Origin of the sequence: Kineothrix sp. MB12-C1 (genome assembly GCF_030863805.1) — a bacterium.
GTDB lineage: Bacteria > Bacillota > Clostridia > Lachnospirales > Lachnospiraceae > Kineothrix.
The window spans coordinates 3,747,086-3,764,011 of the sequence record NZ_CP132957.1; the positions used below are offsets into that span (position 1 = coordinate 3,747,086).

Consider the following 16,926-nt stretch of genomic DNA (forward strand, 5'->3'; position numbering starts at 1 on the left):
GTGGGCATACTTTATTCAATTGTAGGAGTGAGAACTATGGAAAAATTCGAATATAAAACGCTGCTTACCGACGCAAAAGGCGTATTTGGAGGTAGGGTTGATCAATATGCATACCAAAATGAATTGAATGAACTGGGTTCACAAGGATGGGAGTTAGTCAGTACAGTTGCTGCTGCACAAAGCTATGGCAGCACGAGATGGATTATCTCAGTATTTAAACGTAAGATATCATAAATCAATGGTATCAGTATCATATAACTATAAATTATAAAGGAGATGATATACATGATAAAAGCAGTTATTTTTGATTTAGATGGATTGCTGATTGACAGCGAAATAATCTCTTATAAGCTATATCAGGAGTTACTGAAACCATATGGTTATGAATTTTCTATAAATGATTATGCTGAGAATTACAGTGGTAAGCCAGCGGTTGTAAATATGAATGCAATTATCAAAAGGTTTAACTTGTCTTTAAATATAGAAACCGGTTTGAATAAAGTGAAACTTATGGAAAAAGAGTTTTTGGCGGATGGTGTTAATTTAAAAGCAGGTGCCAAGGAGTTGCTTGAATATTTGAAGACAAATCAGTATAAAATTGCGATGGCTTCCTCTAGTTTAAAGGAAAGAGCATTGGATATTCTGGACAAACATCATATTCAAGATTATTTTGATATGTTTGTTTTTGGTTATGAAGTAGAAAAAGGAAAACCGAATCCGGATATATTTTTAAAGGCATGTGAGAAATTAGGTGAGAGCCCCGAAGACTGTTTAGTTTTAGAAGATAGTGAAGCGGGAATACAAGCGGCATATTCTGCAAATGTTCCGGTTATCTGTATTCCGGATATGAAAAAACCCAATCAGACATATGAAGAAATGTTAGTTCTAAGCTTAGATTCTTTATATGATGTAATTTCTTATCTTGAAAAGAAGTAATATCTTGAAAAACTAATCGGGAGATAATAATTGCGAGAAGGAGGGAAAATAAAATGCGTCATTTTTTCAACTCAAAGCTTCAGGTAAAGAACCGGGAGTATGAATATTGTGATTTAGAAAAGGCAGCAAAAGAGTTTGGTGCCGACTTGAAGAAAATTCCGTATTCGATTCGTGTTGTACTCGAGAATGTCATAAGAAATTGTAAGTCAGAGGAAGAATTACGGGTCAACGCTTCCAATGCCTTAAACTGGAAAGAAAATATTGATTCTGAAATAGAGTTCTATCCGTCCAGAATTTTGCTGCAGGATTATACCGGAGTCCCTTGTATTGTCGATCTTGCCTCTATGCGCGATGCTGCTGTTAAGCTGGGGTTAAAAGAAAGTGAGATTAATCCTGAAATCCCCGTAGATCTTATTATTGACCACTCTGTTCAAATTGATATGGCAGGTACTGACCTTGCGGCGATTGGCAATACAAGGCTGGAGTTTGAACGAAATATGGAACGCTATCAGATGTTAAAGTGGGCTCAGAAAGAGTTTTCAAATCTGCGCGTTGTTCCGCCGGATACCGGTATTGTTCACCAAATCAATATTGAATATCTTTCCCCCGTGGTGATTGAAAAGAAAATAGAGAATACTCTCTTTCTTCAGCCTGATTCGGTTTTCGGTACCGATTCCCACACCACGATGATAAACGGTCTGGGTGTGCTCGGATGGGGAGTCGGCGGAATAGAAGCGGAGGCGTGTATGCTAGGTGAGCCTTCTGTATTCCCTATGCCCGAAGTCATCGGCGTGCGCCTCATAAACCGCATGCCTGTCGGTGTTGTTGCAACTGATTTGGCGCTGAAGATTACGAATGTACTGCGCGAGAATCATGTAGTAGGAAAGTTCGTGGAGTATTTCGGAGAAGGTTATGAAAGCCTTTCGCTTGCTGACCGTGCTACCATTGCCAACATGGCACCCGAATATGGTTCCACCTGTGGTTATTGCCCTCCGGATACTGAGACTCTCCGTTATTTGGAACTGACGGGACGGGATTCGGAAGAAATTGAGAAAATCTCCGCTTATCTGAAGGCGAATCACTTATTCTATGACTCAAACGATACTGTGGAGTATAGCGAGGTGATCGAGGTGGATCTTTCCCATCTGATGACCAGCCTTTCCGGTCCGAAACGTCCTCAGGATCTGGTGCCCATGGATCAACTTGCGGCGGCGTTTGAGCGCGCGATTGTCAGCCCGATGGGGAATCAAGGATTCGGACTTGAAGAGGACGAGCTGGAAAAGGAATATGCGTTTGAACTGGACGGAAAACAAGATATCTTAAAAACAGGCGATGTTTTAATCGCGGCCATCACCAGTTGTACCAATACCTCGAATCCCACAGTCTTGTTCGGTGCTGCTTTGATGGCTAAAAAGGCGGTGGAAAAGGGGCTGACAGTTTCCCCAAGGGTGAAAACCTCCTTTGCCCCCGGTTCCCAGGCAGTAACCCGTTATTTAGAAAGCTCAGGGTTGATTCCATATCTGGAGAAACTCGGGTTTCATATTGTAGCATACGGCTGTACTACTTGTATCGGTAACTCAGGGCCGCTGAAACCTGAAATCGAGACAGCCCTGAAAGCATCCGATCTGGTGTGTGGTGCGGTGCTCAGCGGCAATCGTAATTTTGAAGGCCGTATTCATCCCCTTATTAAGGCTAACTATCTGGGGTCGCCGATGTTGGTGATTGCCTATGCGCTGGCGGGCAATCTACGCAAAAACCTGATGCTTGATCCGATTGGAGTGAATGCGGAGGGAGAAAAAGTATATTTAAAGGATATTTGGCCCACAACGGAAGAAATCGACAGGCAGGTCAGAAACCATGTCACATCAGAAAGCTATCGTGCGGCATATGATGAGGTTTATAGTGGAAATCAACGTTGGAACGACATTGCAATTACAGGTTCTCACACGTATAATTGGGACGAAAATTCCACCTATATTGCGAATCCGCCTTATTTTGATGATTTAACCGCCGGCAAAACAACTGCCGCAGATTTGAATAAGCTGAAAGTGCTTGCCAAGCTGGGAGATTCTGTTACTACCGATCATATTTCACCCGCAGGTGCCATTGCAGTTAACTCTGCGGCCGGTGCTTACTTGCAGGAGCATGGCGTGGAACAGAAGGATTTTAATTCCTACGGATCCCGTAGAGGTAATCACCATGTGATGCTTCGTGGTACACTGGCTAATACCCGCCTGCATAATGAGTTAGCCGACGGCAAAGAGGGTAGTTTTACCCGTTACCTTCCTACCGGTGAGATTATGAGTATCTATGATGCGAGTTATCGGTATCAGCAGAATGGAACCGGATTGCTGATTTTGGCGGGTAAGGATTATGGCATGGGCTCCTCCAGAGATTGGGCGGCAAAAGGCGTAAAGCTTCTGGGTGTAAAGACTGTTATTGCCGAGTCGTATGAGCGAATCCATCGTTCTAATTTAGTGATGATGGGCGTACTGCCGCTGGAGTATTTGCCGAATCAGACGGCTGTAACACTTGGCTTGACCGGAGAAGAAGAATTTACAGTGCATCTGCCTGTCAATCCGGGTGTGAGAGAACACGTACAGATTACTGCTAAACGGTTAGATGGAAGGTCGCTTGAATTCGAAGCGGTAGTTCGTTTCGACTCAGAAGCGGATATCCGTTACTATCAAAATGATGGTATCTTACCGATGATTTTAAAGGAAAAGTCAAGAGTCGATTGAGTTATTCCAGGATGCTATATCATATGTAATCAAAAGTAGAAAAAAAGCAACTGACAGGTAATTCAAAAAAATTACTCTATACGTTAAGATATAAAAAAACATGGAGGTGAATTACTATGATTTTTCCGGAAAAGTTGCAAATTCTAAGAAAAAGTAAGGGGTTGACACAGGAAGAATTAGCTGAAAAAGTGTCCGTATCCCGTCAGGCCATAGCAAAATGGGAAAATGGTCAGTCATACCCTGATATTTCTAATCTCATTGGAATATCAGAGTTCTTCAAAGTTACAATTGACCATTTGGTGAAAGACAATGAGCCCTGCATGACTTCCATCATTGCTCAAGCCCACTGCGACAGCGAGGAAGTGATTGATTTTTTGATTCGGGCAAAGCGTAAAACTTACGCCGCAAAAGGTGTGGAATGCAATTCTTCAAGACCGAATTCCCATGATTTGAGATATGAAGAAGGCATATTTTTGTATTTAGATACGTATCTCGGCGGTGAATGTTTTTCCGGGGAAGAGGCTGTGTGGAAAAATACAAATCCTATATATGCGATGAACTATTCCGGACGTGTAACGAGCAGTAATTTTAGCAGTGATTTCTTGAAAGCAGCTTTATTTGCCGTGCCCAAAGAAAAACCATTCCGCGGGCCTGCCTTCTATCAAGAAAATGATTACATCTATAACTGCAAGGTATGCGGAGGCTTCAGGTGGTTTCAGGGATATGAAGAAATATATTATAAGGATTTACAAGTTTATGAATGCTATTTTCATGGAGGCATTGTAAGATAGTCAATGACGTGATGGAAAAATGTTGATATAAAAAAATAGCATAAACATAAAAATCTTTTTCTATCGTTAGAAACTGGTTTTTTATGAAATATATATGAATGATAAGGAGGATGAGAAATGAAGAACTATTTGGATTTGACCGGAAGAATTGCGGTAGTGACAGGCGCCTCTTCAGGCTTGGGCTATGCGTATGCAAAGGCTTTGGCTGGGAATGGTGCAAAGGTGGCAGCAATGGCTCGCCGGGTTGACTGGCTGGAGAAATTACGTAAAGAAATAGAGGCCGAGGGTGGAGAGTGCCTGCCTGTAGCCTGCGATGTATCAGATGAGCAACAGGTGGTAGCTGCAGTACAAGAGGTAATCGACCATTGGGGCAGAGTTGATATTTTGATTAACAATGCAGGAGCTATTAAGGTTATTCCGACTGTTGAGTTGAAGGCAGAAGATTGGCAGAATGTGGTTGATATTAGTTTGACGGGATACTTTTACATGGCGCGTGAGTGCGGCAAGAATATGATTGCTAATCAATATGGAAGAATTATTAATACCTGTTCGATGTTTGGACTGATTGCAGGTCAACAGATGCCTAACCTCGCGTATAATGCGACCAAAGGAGCTATTCCGAACTTCACCCGCAGCTTGGCTCAGGAATGGGCACAATACAACATTACAGTCAACGCTATAGCGCCGGGTATGTTCCCAAGCGAAATGATGGTAATTACTGATGATGTGCAGCAACTTCTACAATTCCGTTGTCCTGTAGGCAGGCCTGGAAACATAGAGGAACTTCTGGGGCAGATGCTGCTGTTCGCTTCCGAAGCGAGTGCTTATACTACCGGACAAACGATTGCAATTGATGGAGGCTGGACGGCCGTATAAACCTGTATTGCAACTTTCGAAATAGGATAGATTAATAGGGCTATAGCAACGAAATATATGCTATAGCCCTATTTTTTTATATCATTTTTATATCATTGGGAAAGAACGCAGTATTTGTGCATGGTGTTTTGAAACTTGTGCTTTTATTTAGCCTATTTTTCTTTGAAAATGGCGCCCCGTTGTAAGTGCTTCTATAAAATCAGCGACATAGCTTTTCATATCTTCGTCAGGCCCGCAGATGATACCGGGCTCCATATCTTGTCCGGAACGTAACAAACATAGTAGAGCTGTGGCTTCGCCGCTCAGCCCGATGGTTTTATAATGGTTATATGCATCGGTGAGGAAGCCTTGAACATCGATTGAATCCCGGAATAATTCGATATGGGAACCTCCGGGGATATAAATAGCATCATAAAAGACGGAGGCTGTAGTGGCATAGGTCTGATTACATTCTTCCGTGCTGTTGTCATCAGCGGTGACTGACCCCAGTTTACAGGATACAACGTCAAAACAAGCACCGGCAGCAGTAAGTGCGGTGGTGATGGCATTGAACTGCGTTTTATGAAATCCTTCGTCAATCAGAATAGCTACTTTTTTAGTCTTTGGACTTTTTGGAGTATTTGCCATGCTGAGAGCAGGGGAAGAAAAGGTTGTAGGATTAGCTGCCTGAGTTGGGGGAATAGCTCCTAAGCCTTCGGCAACTTTTTGAGCCAGTTCGGAATCGACATTACCTAACATATCAACTAGCCTTTGGTGTGTACTTTTATTTTTGCATTTTCCAAGTTCGAATCGGAACGCATCAATGATATGAACTTTTTCCCAATCAGACATACTATTCCAGAACATAGCCGGCTGGGTGTAATGATCCCGGAAGCTTTCGCTGCGCTCCCTGATAATATGGCCCTCAACCTTTTCCTGATAATGTTCAAAATGGCTTTCACCATCGTTAGCGGCATGAGGTTCGCCACAATTAAGAGAGTTGGGATAATAGCTGGTTTGCCCCACATCAATGGTCATGCGGTGCATGCCGTCTCGTTGATTGTTATTTACCTTAGTCAGAGGTTGGTTAATAGGAATCTGTTGAAAGTTTGGTCCCCCCAAGCGGGAGATCTGGGTATCCAGGTAGGAGAACAATCGTCCTTGTAGCATAGGGTCATTTGTAAAATCAATGCCGGGCACTACATTGGCTGGACAAAAGGCTACCTGCTCTGTTTCGGCGAAAAAGTTATCTACGTTTTTATTCAATACCATTTTCCCGATTGTCTGAAGGGGGATTAATTCCTCAGGCCAAAGCTTCGTGCAGTCCAGAATATCGAAATCAAACTTGAACTCATCTTCCGGGTCTAGTATCTGAATAGCAAGCTCGAATTCGATGGGATTGCCATTTTTAATATTTTCCCACAGATCTCTTCGATTGAAATCAGGATCCTTACCGGCAATCTTCTGGGCCTCATCCCATACGAGGGAATGGACCCCCAGAATCGGCTTCCAATGAAATTTTACAAATTTAAAATCCCCCTTGGCGTTAACCAGACGGAAGGTATGGATGCCGAAACCGTTCATTGTACGATAGCTCTTCGGTACAGCCCGGGGAGACATAAGCCACATGACATTATGCATGGTTTCGGGAGTGTTTACTACAAAGTCCCAGAAGGTATCGTGTGCTGAGGCCGCCTGAGGCATCTCATTGTTGGGTTCGGGTTTTATGGAATGGATGAGATCGGGGAACTTAATGGCATCCTGAATAAAGAATACAGGCATGTTGTTGCCGACGATGTCATAGTTACCTTCCTGCGTATAGAACTTGACTGCGAACCCTCTGACGTCCCTCACTGTATCAGGAGAACCACGAAATCCTGCAACAGTGGAAAAACGAACAAAAACTGGTGTAACCAGATTGGGATCGCTAAGGAAATGAGCTTTTGTCAAATGGGACATGCTTTCGTAAACTTGAAAATAGCCGTGTGCACCTGAGCCTCGTGCGTGTACAATGCGCTCGGGAATCCGTTCATGATCAAAATGGGTAATTTTTTCCCTGAAAATAAAGTCTTCCATCAGGGTTGGCCCTCGCTTGCCCGCTTTGAGCGCATCATCTGTATTGTTAACACCAACGCCTTGGTTCGTAGTAAGATAACCGCTGTCATGGTTGACCCGGACAGACTCCAGATTCAAGGATTTTTGATTCGGTTTCTGAGATTCCATAATGATACCTTCCTTTAGAAAATTTTATAACAGTAGTATAGGTTGGATTCATAAAAATATACCTTGCCCGCAAGCGGCCATGGTATGTTTTTTGCACACTCGCTTTTGCTCGGCGCAGTATAATATTATTAAAATATTATACTTTGTCCGCAAGCGGCCATTACCAAAAATTATTATGAAATATACAGTATTGGCATAGTTCCTAACTGTCGCGAAAGCTTTTCCCGTAAAAAGGACTCGGCTTCTGCACGGATATCGTTTCGATAGCAATATTTGCCGCGCCCGCGTCCGGTCATGGTTTCCCGGTCGAAAAGCTGTACGGCATTGGGGAAGGCCTCTGTGTTAATGGCATTTTGTACGAAACTGTACGTCATTAGTATAATTTCTATAAAGCCATTCTGTATGACTTTGGCGCTCAGTTCGTCTGCCAGGCGCTCTATTAGTTCCCCGTACAGTCGCTTCCAGTCCGGAAGAAGAATCACGGGTGCAATCAACAGCCCTACCGGATATCCAGCCTCCGCCATGTCGTTCAGCGCACGGATTCTTGCAGACAGTGGAGAGGTACCCAATTCTATGCTGCTTATTATTTCCTGCGGGTTCATGCTCATGCGAAATATGATCTTCCCTTGGTGGTCAAGATTAAGCAGTGGATTAACTAAATCAAATTTTGTCGGAAATGTCAGGCGCCCATGCCCTTCGTGCGCAAAACGCTCAATTGTATAAGGTAAATTATCCGTTACTGTGTTTTCCAGCAGCAAATCGCTGTTGCTGCCAATCTCAAAGGTTTGTGGTACAAGAGCCGCGGCGTCCTTTTTAAGTAGCCTGTCCAGCATTTGCTCCCGGTTGACAAATAAGCGGAGATAGGCACATTTATTGTAATTGCATACCAGATAGCAATATAGACACATCGCCCGGCAGCCTGAAGATGTGTAGGGTACCAGCCAGTCAGACACCTTATGATTAGGCACATACCGGTGTGTCTTTCTGACTCCGATGATCAGATGGTTTTTTAGCTTTGGAAAGTCCCGGTTGTCCGCCGATGTCATTTCCGGTATACGATTGTGATTCTCTATCTGTATCCAGGGCAGGTTTGCATATTTGCACTGCAGCATCTGTCCCAGCTTATAATCGAGCGCACCCGGCTCATAATATACCGTATCAAAGTGCATATTCATGCTAAACACCTCCCAATAGTTATAGTTTGCCAGAAATAGCGAAAAATATTATGCCTTGTCCGCAAGCGGCCAAAGTATGTTTTTTGCATACTCTCTTTGCTCGGCGCAGTATAATATTATTAAAATATTATGCCTTGTCCGCAAGCGGCCATGGTATGTTTTTTTGCACACTCGCTTTGCTCGGCGCAGCATAATATTATATCATTTATTAGGATTTGCCGTTCACATATAAAATGCGGAAAGCATAGGAAATTTGCCTGTTTCTTTATGCGATAAATTGTGCTATTGTGAATTCAAAGTTTATTTTATCTACAGGCCGAACAGAAATTTGTGCCGGTAAAGTATTCGTACGAAATGGGGGAAATTGCAAATGAATATCGACAAATATATAAAACAATCTTTTTCGGTTATTGGTAAGCTTGGCTCAACAGGAGATGGTACAGGCTTTATTCAGGAATTATGGCAAAGCGCTGGATCTCATTTCAACGAAGTTGCTCATCTTGCAAAAAGAGATGAGGGTGGAAACTTAGTAGGTTTCTGGGGTGCAATGTCCGACTTATCAGGATCGTTTATGCCTTGGGAAGATAATTTTTCTAAAGGTCTATATCTGGCAGGTGTTGAAGTCGATGATAATGCTCAGCCGCCTCAAGATTGGATAAAATGGACAATGCCGTCATCTGAATACTTGTATGTAAAAACGGAAGGACCAGATACTTTCATGAGTATGATAGAATATATGAAGGCTAATGAGATTGAACTTGTTGGTGCGGTTTATGATTTTATTAACCCACAGAGCGGTCAAGGATATATGTATTTTCCGATACGGAGATTATGAGCGAAAGGGATTATAATGAAAACGTTGGAAACCGAAAGATTGATCATGAGAAACTGGGAAGAATCGGATATATTTGACTTGTATGAATATGCGAGTGTTGATGGTATCAGCGATATGACCGGATGGCCCCGACATGAGAATATTAGAGATTCTAAAATAATACTGAAGGCCTTTATCGAAAATGACATAGAATATGCTTTGGTGTTAAAAGAAGAGAATAAAGTAATCGGTTCTTTAGGTTTTCATCATAGAACAGCCGATACAAATTATAAAGCAGGTATTCAAAGAGAGATTGGTTATGTCTTGAGCAAAGCATACTGGGGGAGAGGCCTTATGACTGAAGCTGTAAGAGAAGCAATTAAATATGCTTTTGAAGAGATTAAAGTTGATGTATTATGGTGTGGCCATAAAACATTTAATGTTCAATCAAAAAGGGTAATTGAAAAAAGTGGATTTAAATTTTATTGCGACGGTACCTATGAATCCTTTGATAAGAGTTATGATGCAAAAAAGTATATTCTGACTAAAGATGATTATCACCGATTATTTGTAATAAAGTAAGAATTTATAGGAGATTATTAGGATGCTTGATAGTAAAGACTTTGACTTATGGGCAGGTGGATATGATAAAAGCGTAGGAATATGTGATGAATCGAATAGTTATCCATTTGCTGGATATAAAAATATATTAAATACAATATATAACATGGTATTAAACAAAACAGAAGCAGCCGTGTTGGATATTGGTTTTGGAACAGGGGCTTTGACAAAAAAACTTTATGAACAAGGATGTCGTATTATTGGTATTGACTTTTCACATGAAATGATACGAATTGCCAAAGAAAAGATGCCAAATGCCACATTAATCCAAGCAGATTTCAAAAAAGGACTGCCGGATGAAATTTCTTCTATTGGCTACGATTTTATTATTGCCACTTATTCTTTGCATCACCTGTCTAATTCGGAAAAAGTTTTGTTCCTTGAATCGCTGCTCGAGTGTCTTCACCCTGATGGACAGATTATAATTGGCGATGTCGCCTTTGAGAACCGAGAGCTCCTAAATTCATGTATGGAAATGAGTGGAGATGAATGGGATGAGGATGAATTTTATTTTGTGTATGATGAACTGAAGGAGCATTTCAAAGACAAGATAGCGTTTCATAAGTTTTCTTTTTGTGCAGGCATCTTGACGATAACAAAGGGTAATTGATAATAGGCAGGGAATCTCAATCAAAAACTATAATTGCTTGGAGTTCCTGCTTGTTTTATTACTTGAATTTACTCTTTCAAAATGAATTTAGTCTTGCAATCACGAATTTAATTATTCATTTTACTAAAAAGTTTTTGAAAACTGTTGACCTTAACGTTACGTAATAGTTTATAGTTGTTTTTGCAGGAGGTGATGAAATGGAATACACCATTAATAAACTGGCGAGATTAGCAGGAGTCAGCACGCGGACATTGAGGTACTATGATGAGTTCGGCTTGCTTTCACCCGTACGGATGAGTTCAAATGGATATCGCATCTATGGGAAAAAGGAGGTCGATCGGCTCCAACAAATCCTTTTTTATCGTGAACTTGGTGTATCGCTTGAAGAAATCAAGAGAATTCTGTCTTCTAAAAATTTTGATGGGCAGAAGGCGCTGGAAAGCCACCTGTCAGCCCTGCGTATCAAGCAAAAACAATTAAATTCATTGATTGCCAATGTGGAGAAAACCATAAAGGCGGCGAAAGGAGAAATTATAATGAATGATCAGGAAAAATTCGACGGCTTCATTCAGAAGTTAGTCGATGATAATGAGCAACAATACGGTGAGGAAATTAGGTCAAAATACGGTGATGATGCCGTTGACCGCTCCAATGCCAAGGTTAAAGGAATGAGCAAGGAGCAGTATGCGGAAGTTGAAGAATTGTCGGCGGAACTGAACGAGGCGTTGAAAGCTGCTTTTGAACAAGGTGACCCCGCAAGCGAGCTTGCGCAAAGAGCATGCGAACTGCATAAAAAATGGCTGTGCTTCTTTTGGGATCAATATAGCAAAGAAGCTCATATCGGCGTAACACAGATGTATGTGGACGATCCTCGCTTTACTGCGTATTATGATAAAATTGCAGTTGGTTGCGCGGCATTTTTGCGGGATGCAGTGTTGATATACTGTAAATAATCCTATGGAGATTCAAAATATATAGACGGCGATTAATTCGCCGTCTGCACCGCGTACGGTCTCTTTGCGACAAAATACTACTTCTACAACTAGGCCGTGAAAAACAATAGAAATAGCAGTTGAAGTCAAGAAAAGTAGTTTGATTGTCTGTAAAATAATTGCAGGAGGTGAGAGATGATGGAAATTGAACACCATGAAGCTACGACGATAGTTGCACAAATGCAGGCTTATATAAAATCTCATTTGCAAGAACCTATCACATCGAGTGATATCGCAAAATCGGTAGGATATTCCCAGTACCATGCGGCACGGTTATTCAAAGCTGAAACAGGCTTGGCTTTATTTGAGTATATCCGGCGCGAGCGGCTGATACAATCAGCTTATGTTTTGCGCAGTAGTAAGTCCAAGGTGTTGGATATAGCCCTTGATTTTATTTTTGATAGTCATGAAGGTTTTACGCGAGCTTTTACCAATGCATTCGGAATAACTCCGAAAAAATATGCAAATTATCCAAGTCCTGAAGGGTGGCTGATTCCCTATCATTATCTCAACCGTCATAAACTAAAAACGGAGGAATGGAAGATGGAAACAAAAACTGCAGTTATTTTCACACAAATAATGGAACGGCCGGCACGGAAGCTGATTTTGCGGAGAAGCCAAAGAGCGACAGATTATTTCGAGTATATGGAGGAAGTAGGCTGCCGAACACCTGAAAAGCCTGAACCATGGGATATTCTTTGCGATATTAAAGAAGCGCTCTATGAGCCTGTCGGGGTATGGTTGCCTAACAATATGCGTCCGGAGGGAACCGGTATATATGCACATGGCGTTGAAGTTCCTGCTGATTATGCTAATAATATACCGGAGGGGTTTGATATCATTGAGCTTCAACCCTGTAAAGTCCTTGTGTTTCAAGGTGAGCCGTATGATGATGAAGATTTTCAGGAGGCTGTCGGTGTTTGTATGGAGAGAATTCAAGGATTCAATCCGTCTGTTTACGGGTATCAATACGCCGATGAACTGGCTCCCCGAATGCAGCTTTCACCTATGGGGTGGAGAGGATATATTGAGATGCGGCCTGTGAAAGAAATACGATAACTTTCCAAATGTTCTAAAATCCTAAGATATCTTTTTATAATTAACAGACGAAGAGACATAGTTTTCCCGCTAAGGGAATGCTATGTCTTTTCTTATAAGATAAAGAGTGATATTATGGATGAAAGGAGGGGAATGAAAATGGATATTGAAATAAAGAAATATTTTTATCTACTTTTTCCGTTGGTTATTACTTTATCGGCATGTACCATAAATGTCTCACAAGAAGAAATGGATGTAACAAGTGAAATGCACCCTCTTATTAGTGAGAAGACGCCTGTTTTTAGTGAAATCAAATCTCTTTTTGAGGAAGTGGATAACCGTAATTTTGATATATCTTTTCCAATAGAAATTGAAGGTGAGGATTGTTATAAAGTTGTTGTCAATGGAAAATTGAAATCCGGAAAAACGTATCCTATAGATATATTCGTTCTTAGCCCAAATGCAGATAAGATGTATTTTCTTAATAAAGAGACCGATACATATGAAAGGTTTTATACCATCCCTACCTTTGCATGTAAAACTTCACCGGATGGAAATCTCCGAATCGAAAGCATAGGAATGGATCAGGATGGACCGAGCGGTCTGCACAGTCTTAAGGAAATAAGAATTATCAATACTTCGACTGGCGATGTGCTATGGAGTGGGAGCAGCTTTTTGACAAATGAGTTCTTGTGGTCTGAGGATAGCCGCTTCGTTGCAACAGTATATTCCGGCAGGCAATGGACAGAAACGGATATTGTCGATATAAAAGATTATTCGGTAATACATATTCCTGGTGTAGAGGATATTTTAAAAGTTGTTCCCGATATTTCAAAACCAAATGATGATGCCCCGCTTCTTGTATTCAAGGCTGCCAACTGGCTGAGTTCATCTATAATTTGTATTCAGTTTCAATGGACAACGAATTCTGATACGATAATTTCCGGGGAATATGAATATGACATAATGAATGATAAAATGAATGTTAAGGAAATAAGGGAAGAAAGCTACGGCTAAATTGATGTAGTGATATGAGGAGGACTTCTGATTGAGGGGTACATCATGAAAATTGACCGATTGATTGGTATTATTACAATATTGCTGCAAAACGAAAAAATAACTGCTCCGGAGCTTGCGGAAAGGTTCGAGGTGTCGAGAAGAACTATTAATAGAGACATTGAGGATATCTGTAAGGCTGGTATTCCCATCGTTACGACCCAGGGTACGAATGGGGGAATTGCTATTATGGAAGGATATAAAATTGATAAAACTTTGTTTTCAGAGAAAGAGCTTCGGGCAATTTTTACAGGCTTATCTTCGTTGGATAGTGTTGCACAAAGTAAAAAATATAAAAATGTGATAGAAAAGTTTACGTCAAATAAAGGTTCTCATATTTTGAAAAACAATATTTTGATAGATTTATCTTCTCATTATAAAAGTGCGCTTGCTCCTAAAATTGAACTATTACAAGCGAGTATCGAAAGTAGGATACGAGTTTCCTTCCTCTATCATAACCAAAGAGGTGAACATTTTGTTATAATAGAGCCTTACTTGCTTATTTTCCAATGGTCTAGCTGGTATGTACTGGGTTTTGATAATGGCGCAAAGCAGTTTAAGCTATATAAGTTAAATCGAATCTGTGACTTGAAAGCAACCGGGCAGAGCTTTGAATTGCAGGATATTCCCGAAGAAAAACTAGATTTTGACAAATATTTTACAGATGAAATACAGGCAGTCGTACTTTTTGACGGGAGCGAAAAGTATCGTTTGATTGAAGAATACGGACTAAGCAGCTTTACATCGACATCTGACGGGAAGCTTCGTTTTTCGTTTCCATTTACTAACCGGGATTATTTATTGTCTTGGATTCTCAGCTTCGGAGAGAAAGCGGAGTTGATTGAACCAAAGGAACTACGCCCTATTATGAGGGATAAGCTTGGAAATACTGTAAAAAAGTATTTCGAATCATGACATAATGGTGTCATGTTTGTTGTGTTATCCTAAAATAAAAAGGAGGCACAAAAGATGATTGAATCAAGATGTGGCATCTTATGCAGTGAATGTGAGTATAGAGAGCAGATGAGCTGTAAAGGGTGTGTCGCTATTAAAAAACCTTTTTGGGGTGAAAGCTGCCCTGTGAAGGTATGCTGTGAAAATAAAGGAAAGGAGCATTGCGGTATGTGTGAAAACTTCCCCTGTATATTACTTCATCAGTTTGCTTATGATGAAAATCAAGGAGATCAGGGTAAACGTATTGAGCAATGCAGGCAATGGTGTGTCGGATAATGGCTACTTCTATTGAGTATATAGAATTTATTTGTGATCAAGTCAAAGATATGGGGGCAATTCGTTTTAAGAAAATGTTCGGTGAATACATGATATATGTAAATAATAAACCAATTCTTTTAGTTTGTGATAATACCGTATTTGTAAAAAAGCTGGACGAAATAAAGGAACAAATGCAGGATGCGGAGTTTGGATATCCTTATAAGGGAGCCAAGGAGCATTACATATTGGATATCGAAAATGCAGAACTTTGTAACAATGTTATCGGCATTTTAGAAGAGATCATACCGATTCCCAAACCGAGAAAAAAGAAGGAGAAATGAATATAATATTGAATTGAAAAATAAGAATTTGTGGAGGTATACATATGGTAATGTGCATTGCAAATGCTCCATGCAGAGTTTGAGGATGATGCATGGAGGAAAAATATAAGCAGACAAATAAAGAAGTTCGTCTGTAAATATATGATATAGTCCTCAGACTTTGCTCTTGATTTAGCGGAAAATCGAAAATTAAAGGAGCAAAGTAAATTATGAAAAATTCAATAAGAGGCGTAAAGGCTTTTATAATTCTTTGGAGTACACAATCCCTGTCTCAGCTTGGAAGCTCTATGACAAGTTTTGCTTTAACATTATGGCTCTATGAGCAGACAGGTTCTGCGCTCAAAACAGCACTTTTATCCATATGTTCTTATGCGCCATATGTTTGCATGAGCATATTTGCCGGTGCACTCAGCGATAGATGGAACAAAAAGAAAGTGATGCTTGTTTGCGATACGCTTGCAGCTTGTTGCACGATTGTAGTTTTAATGTTATTAAAAAATGACCTTTTGATGCCGTGGCATATATATTTGTTAAATGTAGTTAGTGGATTGATGAATACAATCCAGCAACCGGCAAGCGATGTTACTATGACGTTGATTACACCAAAGAATCAGTATCAAAGAACGAGCGGACTACGCTCTTTTTCCAACTCACTCGTAACGATCCTGAATCCGGTACTGGCTACATCTTTGTTTGCATTTGCCGGAATGGATGCGGTGATTTATGTAGATTTAGCAACTTTTGCAGTGGCGTTTTTGGCATTGTTTTTCTTTGTACGGATTCCGGAGACTGTACATGAAAAAATATCAGATAGGAAACCTCTTTTCAAGGAGGCAGAAGCTGGACTTTATTATCTGAAGAATAATCCGATGATTCTAACACTGATTCTTTTTCTTGCCGGGGTTAATTTTGTGGCATCTGCGTTTGATTCCGCGCTGCCGGCATATATTCTTCCGAGAAATAACGGTGGAGAAACGGTGCTGGGTATTGTAACATCTTGTGCGGGAGTGGCAACTCTTGCAGGTAGTTTGCTTGTTACGATGATGCCAAAACCTAAGAATCGCATTCGGGTAATTTATCTTACTATGTTATTTTCATTAAGCACAGAAAATTTTATGCTTGCGTTCAGTAGAGAGCCGATTATGTGGTGTTTATCTCAGATTGTGGGGTGGATAGTTGTTCCGGTCATGAGTGCAAATTTAGATGTTATTTTAAGAAGTACAATACCGGTGCATATGCAAGGACGAGTATATTCTTACCGGAATACACTTCAGTTCTTTACAATCCCTATAGGGCGATTTTTAGGTGGTTTTTTGGTCGATAAAGTATTTGAACCGATAGTGGAACGGGCATCAGCAGATAGTATACTTGTACATGTCTGGGGAAACGAAAAAGGTAGCGGAGCGGCCATCGTGATGTTGGTACTTGGAATTGCGGGTACATTGATTTGCTTAGCCTTTAGAGGGGGTTTGAAGAAGTATAGTTTTGCTGAACCAGTTCAATGAAACATAGTGTGGGGTA

17 protein-coding genes are annotated in these 16,926 nt (G+C 40.8%); 15 read left to right on the forward strand and 2 right to left on the reverse strand.

Features of this window, described 5'->3' with window-relative positions; translation table 11 throughout:
- Positions 1-36: 36 nt before the first annotated feature.
- The 5 genes from RBB56_RS17215 to RBB56_RS17235 all read left to right on the forward strand — a co-directional run bounded on the left by RBB56_RS17215 (position 37) and on the right by RBB56_RS17235 (position 5,344).
- Positions 37-234 (forward strand): DUF4177 domain-containing protein, encoded by a 198-nt coding sequence (locus tag RBB56_RS17215; RefSeq protein ID WP_306720184.1) that lies wholly within the window; start codon positions 37-39, stop codon positions 232-234.
- Between the two features lie 51 nt (positions 235-285).
- Complete coding sequence (locus tag RBB56_RS17220) at positions 286-936, forward strand: HAD family hydrolase (RefSeq protein ID WP_306720185.1); 651 nt, start codon at positions 286-288, stop codon at positions 934-936.
- Between the two features lie 53 nt (positions 937-989).
- Positions 990-3,677 carry an aconitate hydratase AcnA gene (acnA, locus tag RBB56_RS17225; protein ID WP_306720186.1) on the forward strand — a complete coding sequence of 896 codons (2,688 nt, stop codon included), beginning with the start codon at positions 990-992 and terminating at the stop codon, positions 3,675-3,677.
- Positions 3,678-3,793: 116 nt separating this feature from the next.
- A complete protein-coding gene (locus RBB56_RS17230) occupies positions 3,794-4,468 on the forward strand; it encodes a DUF5680 domain-containing protein (protein ID WP_306720187.1) in 675 nt (224 codons plus the stop codon).
- 117 nt (positions 4,469-4,585) lie between these two features.
- On the forward strand, positions 4,586-5,344 hold the full coding sequence (locus RBB56_RS17235; protein ID WP_306720188.1) for an SDR family NAD(P)-dependent oxidoreductase: 759 nt from the start codon (positions 4,586-4,588) through the stop codon (positions 5,342-5,344).
- A 147-nt stretch (positions 5,345-5,491) separates the two neighbouring features.
- Here the strand turns inward: RBB56_RS17235 and RBB56_RS17240 are convergent, their stop codons facing one another.
- Positions 5,492-7,546 (reverse strand): catalase, encoded by a 2,055-nt coding sequence (locus RBB56_RS17240; protein WP_306720189.1) that lies wholly within the window; start codon positions 7,544-7,546, stop codon positions 5,492-5,494.
- A 173-nt stretch (positions 7,547-7,719) separates the two neighbouring features.
- Complete coding sequence (locus RBB56_RS17245) at positions 7,720-8,715, reverse strand: SPL family radical SAM protein (protein WP_306722205.1); 996 nt, start codon at positions 8,713-8,715, stop codon at positions 7,720-7,722.
- 376 nt (positions 8,716-9,091) lie between these two features.
- Here RBB56_RS17245 and RBB56_RS17250 point away from each other — a divergent pair, with 376 nt between their 5' ends.
- The 10 genes from RBB56_RS17250 (at position 9,092) to RBB56_RS17295 (ending at position 16,910) form a co-directional block, all read left to right on the forward strand.
- Complete coding sequence (locus RBB56_RS17250) at positions 9,092-9,556, forward strand: GyrI-like domain-containing protein (protein WP_306720190.1); 465 nt, start codon at positions 9,092-9,094, stop codon at positions 9,554-9,556.
- A gap of 15 nt (positions 9,557-9,571) precedes the next feature.
- The gene (locus RBB56_RS17255) at positions 9,572-10,117 is read left to right on the forward strand and encodes a GNAT family N-acetyltransferase (RefSeq protein WP_306720191.1); all 546 of its coding nucleotides are present in this window, start codon (positions 9,572-9,574) and stop codon (positions 10,115-10,117) included.
- Between the two features lie 22 nt (positions 10,118-10,139).
- Complete coding sequence (locus tag RBB56_RS17260) at positions 10,140-10,766, forward strand: class I SAM-dependent methyltransferase (protein ID WP_306720192.1); 627 nt, start codon at positions 10,140-10,142, stop codon at positions 10,764-10,766.
- A gap of 197 nt (positions 10,767-10,963) precedes the next feature.
- On the forward strand, positions 10,964-11,719 hold the full coding sequence (locus RBB56_RS17265; protein ID WP_306720193.1) for a MerR family transcriptional regulator: 756 nt from the start codon (positions 10,964-10,966) through the stop codon (positions 11,717-11,719).
- Between the two features lie 174 nt (positions 11,720-11,893).
- A complete protein-coding gene (locus RBB56_RS17270; protein WP_306720194.1) occupies positions 11,894-12,817 on the forward strand; it encodes a helix-turn-helix transcriptional regulator in 924 nt (307 codons plus the stop codon).
- Between the two features lie 138 nt (positions 12,818-12,955).
- A complete protein-coding gene (locus RBB56_RS17275; protein WP_306720195.1) occupies positions 12,956-13,813 on the forward strand; it encodes a hypothetical protein in 858 nt (285 codons plus the stop codon).
- A 45-nt stretch (positions 13,814-13,858) separates the two neighbouring features.
- Complete coding sequence (locus RBB56_RS17280) at positions 13,859-14,767, forward strand: helix-turn-helix transcriptional regulator (protein WP_306720196.1); 909 nt, start codon at positions 13,859-13,861, stop codon at positions 14,765-14,767.
- 54 nt (positions 14,768-14,821) lie between these two features.
- Positions 14,822-15,082 carry a DUF3795 domain-containing protein gene (locus RBB56_RS17285; RefSeq protein WP_306720197.1) on the forward strand — a complete coding sequence of 87 codons (261 nt, stop codon included), beginning with the start codon at positions 14,822-14,824 and terminating at the stop codon, positions 15,080-15,082.
- The gene (locus RBB56_RS17290; RefSeq protein WP_306720198.1) at positions 15,082-15,405 is read left to right on the forward strand and encodes a TfoX/Sxy family protein; all 324 of its coding nucleotides are present in this window, start codon (positions 15,082-15,084) and stop codon (positions 15,403-15,405) included. The genes RBB56_RS17285 and RBB56_RS17290 overlap by 1 nt, the downstream gene beginning before the upstream one ends.
- 209 nt (positions 15,406-15,614) lie before the next feature.
- On the forward strand, positions 15,615-16,910 hold the full coding sequence (locus tag RBB56_RS17295) for an MFS transporter (protein WP_306720199.1): 1,296 nt from the start codon (positions 15,615-15,617) through the stop codon (positions 16,908-16,910).
- The last annotated feature ends 16 nt before the right edge of the window (positions 16,911-16,926 follow it).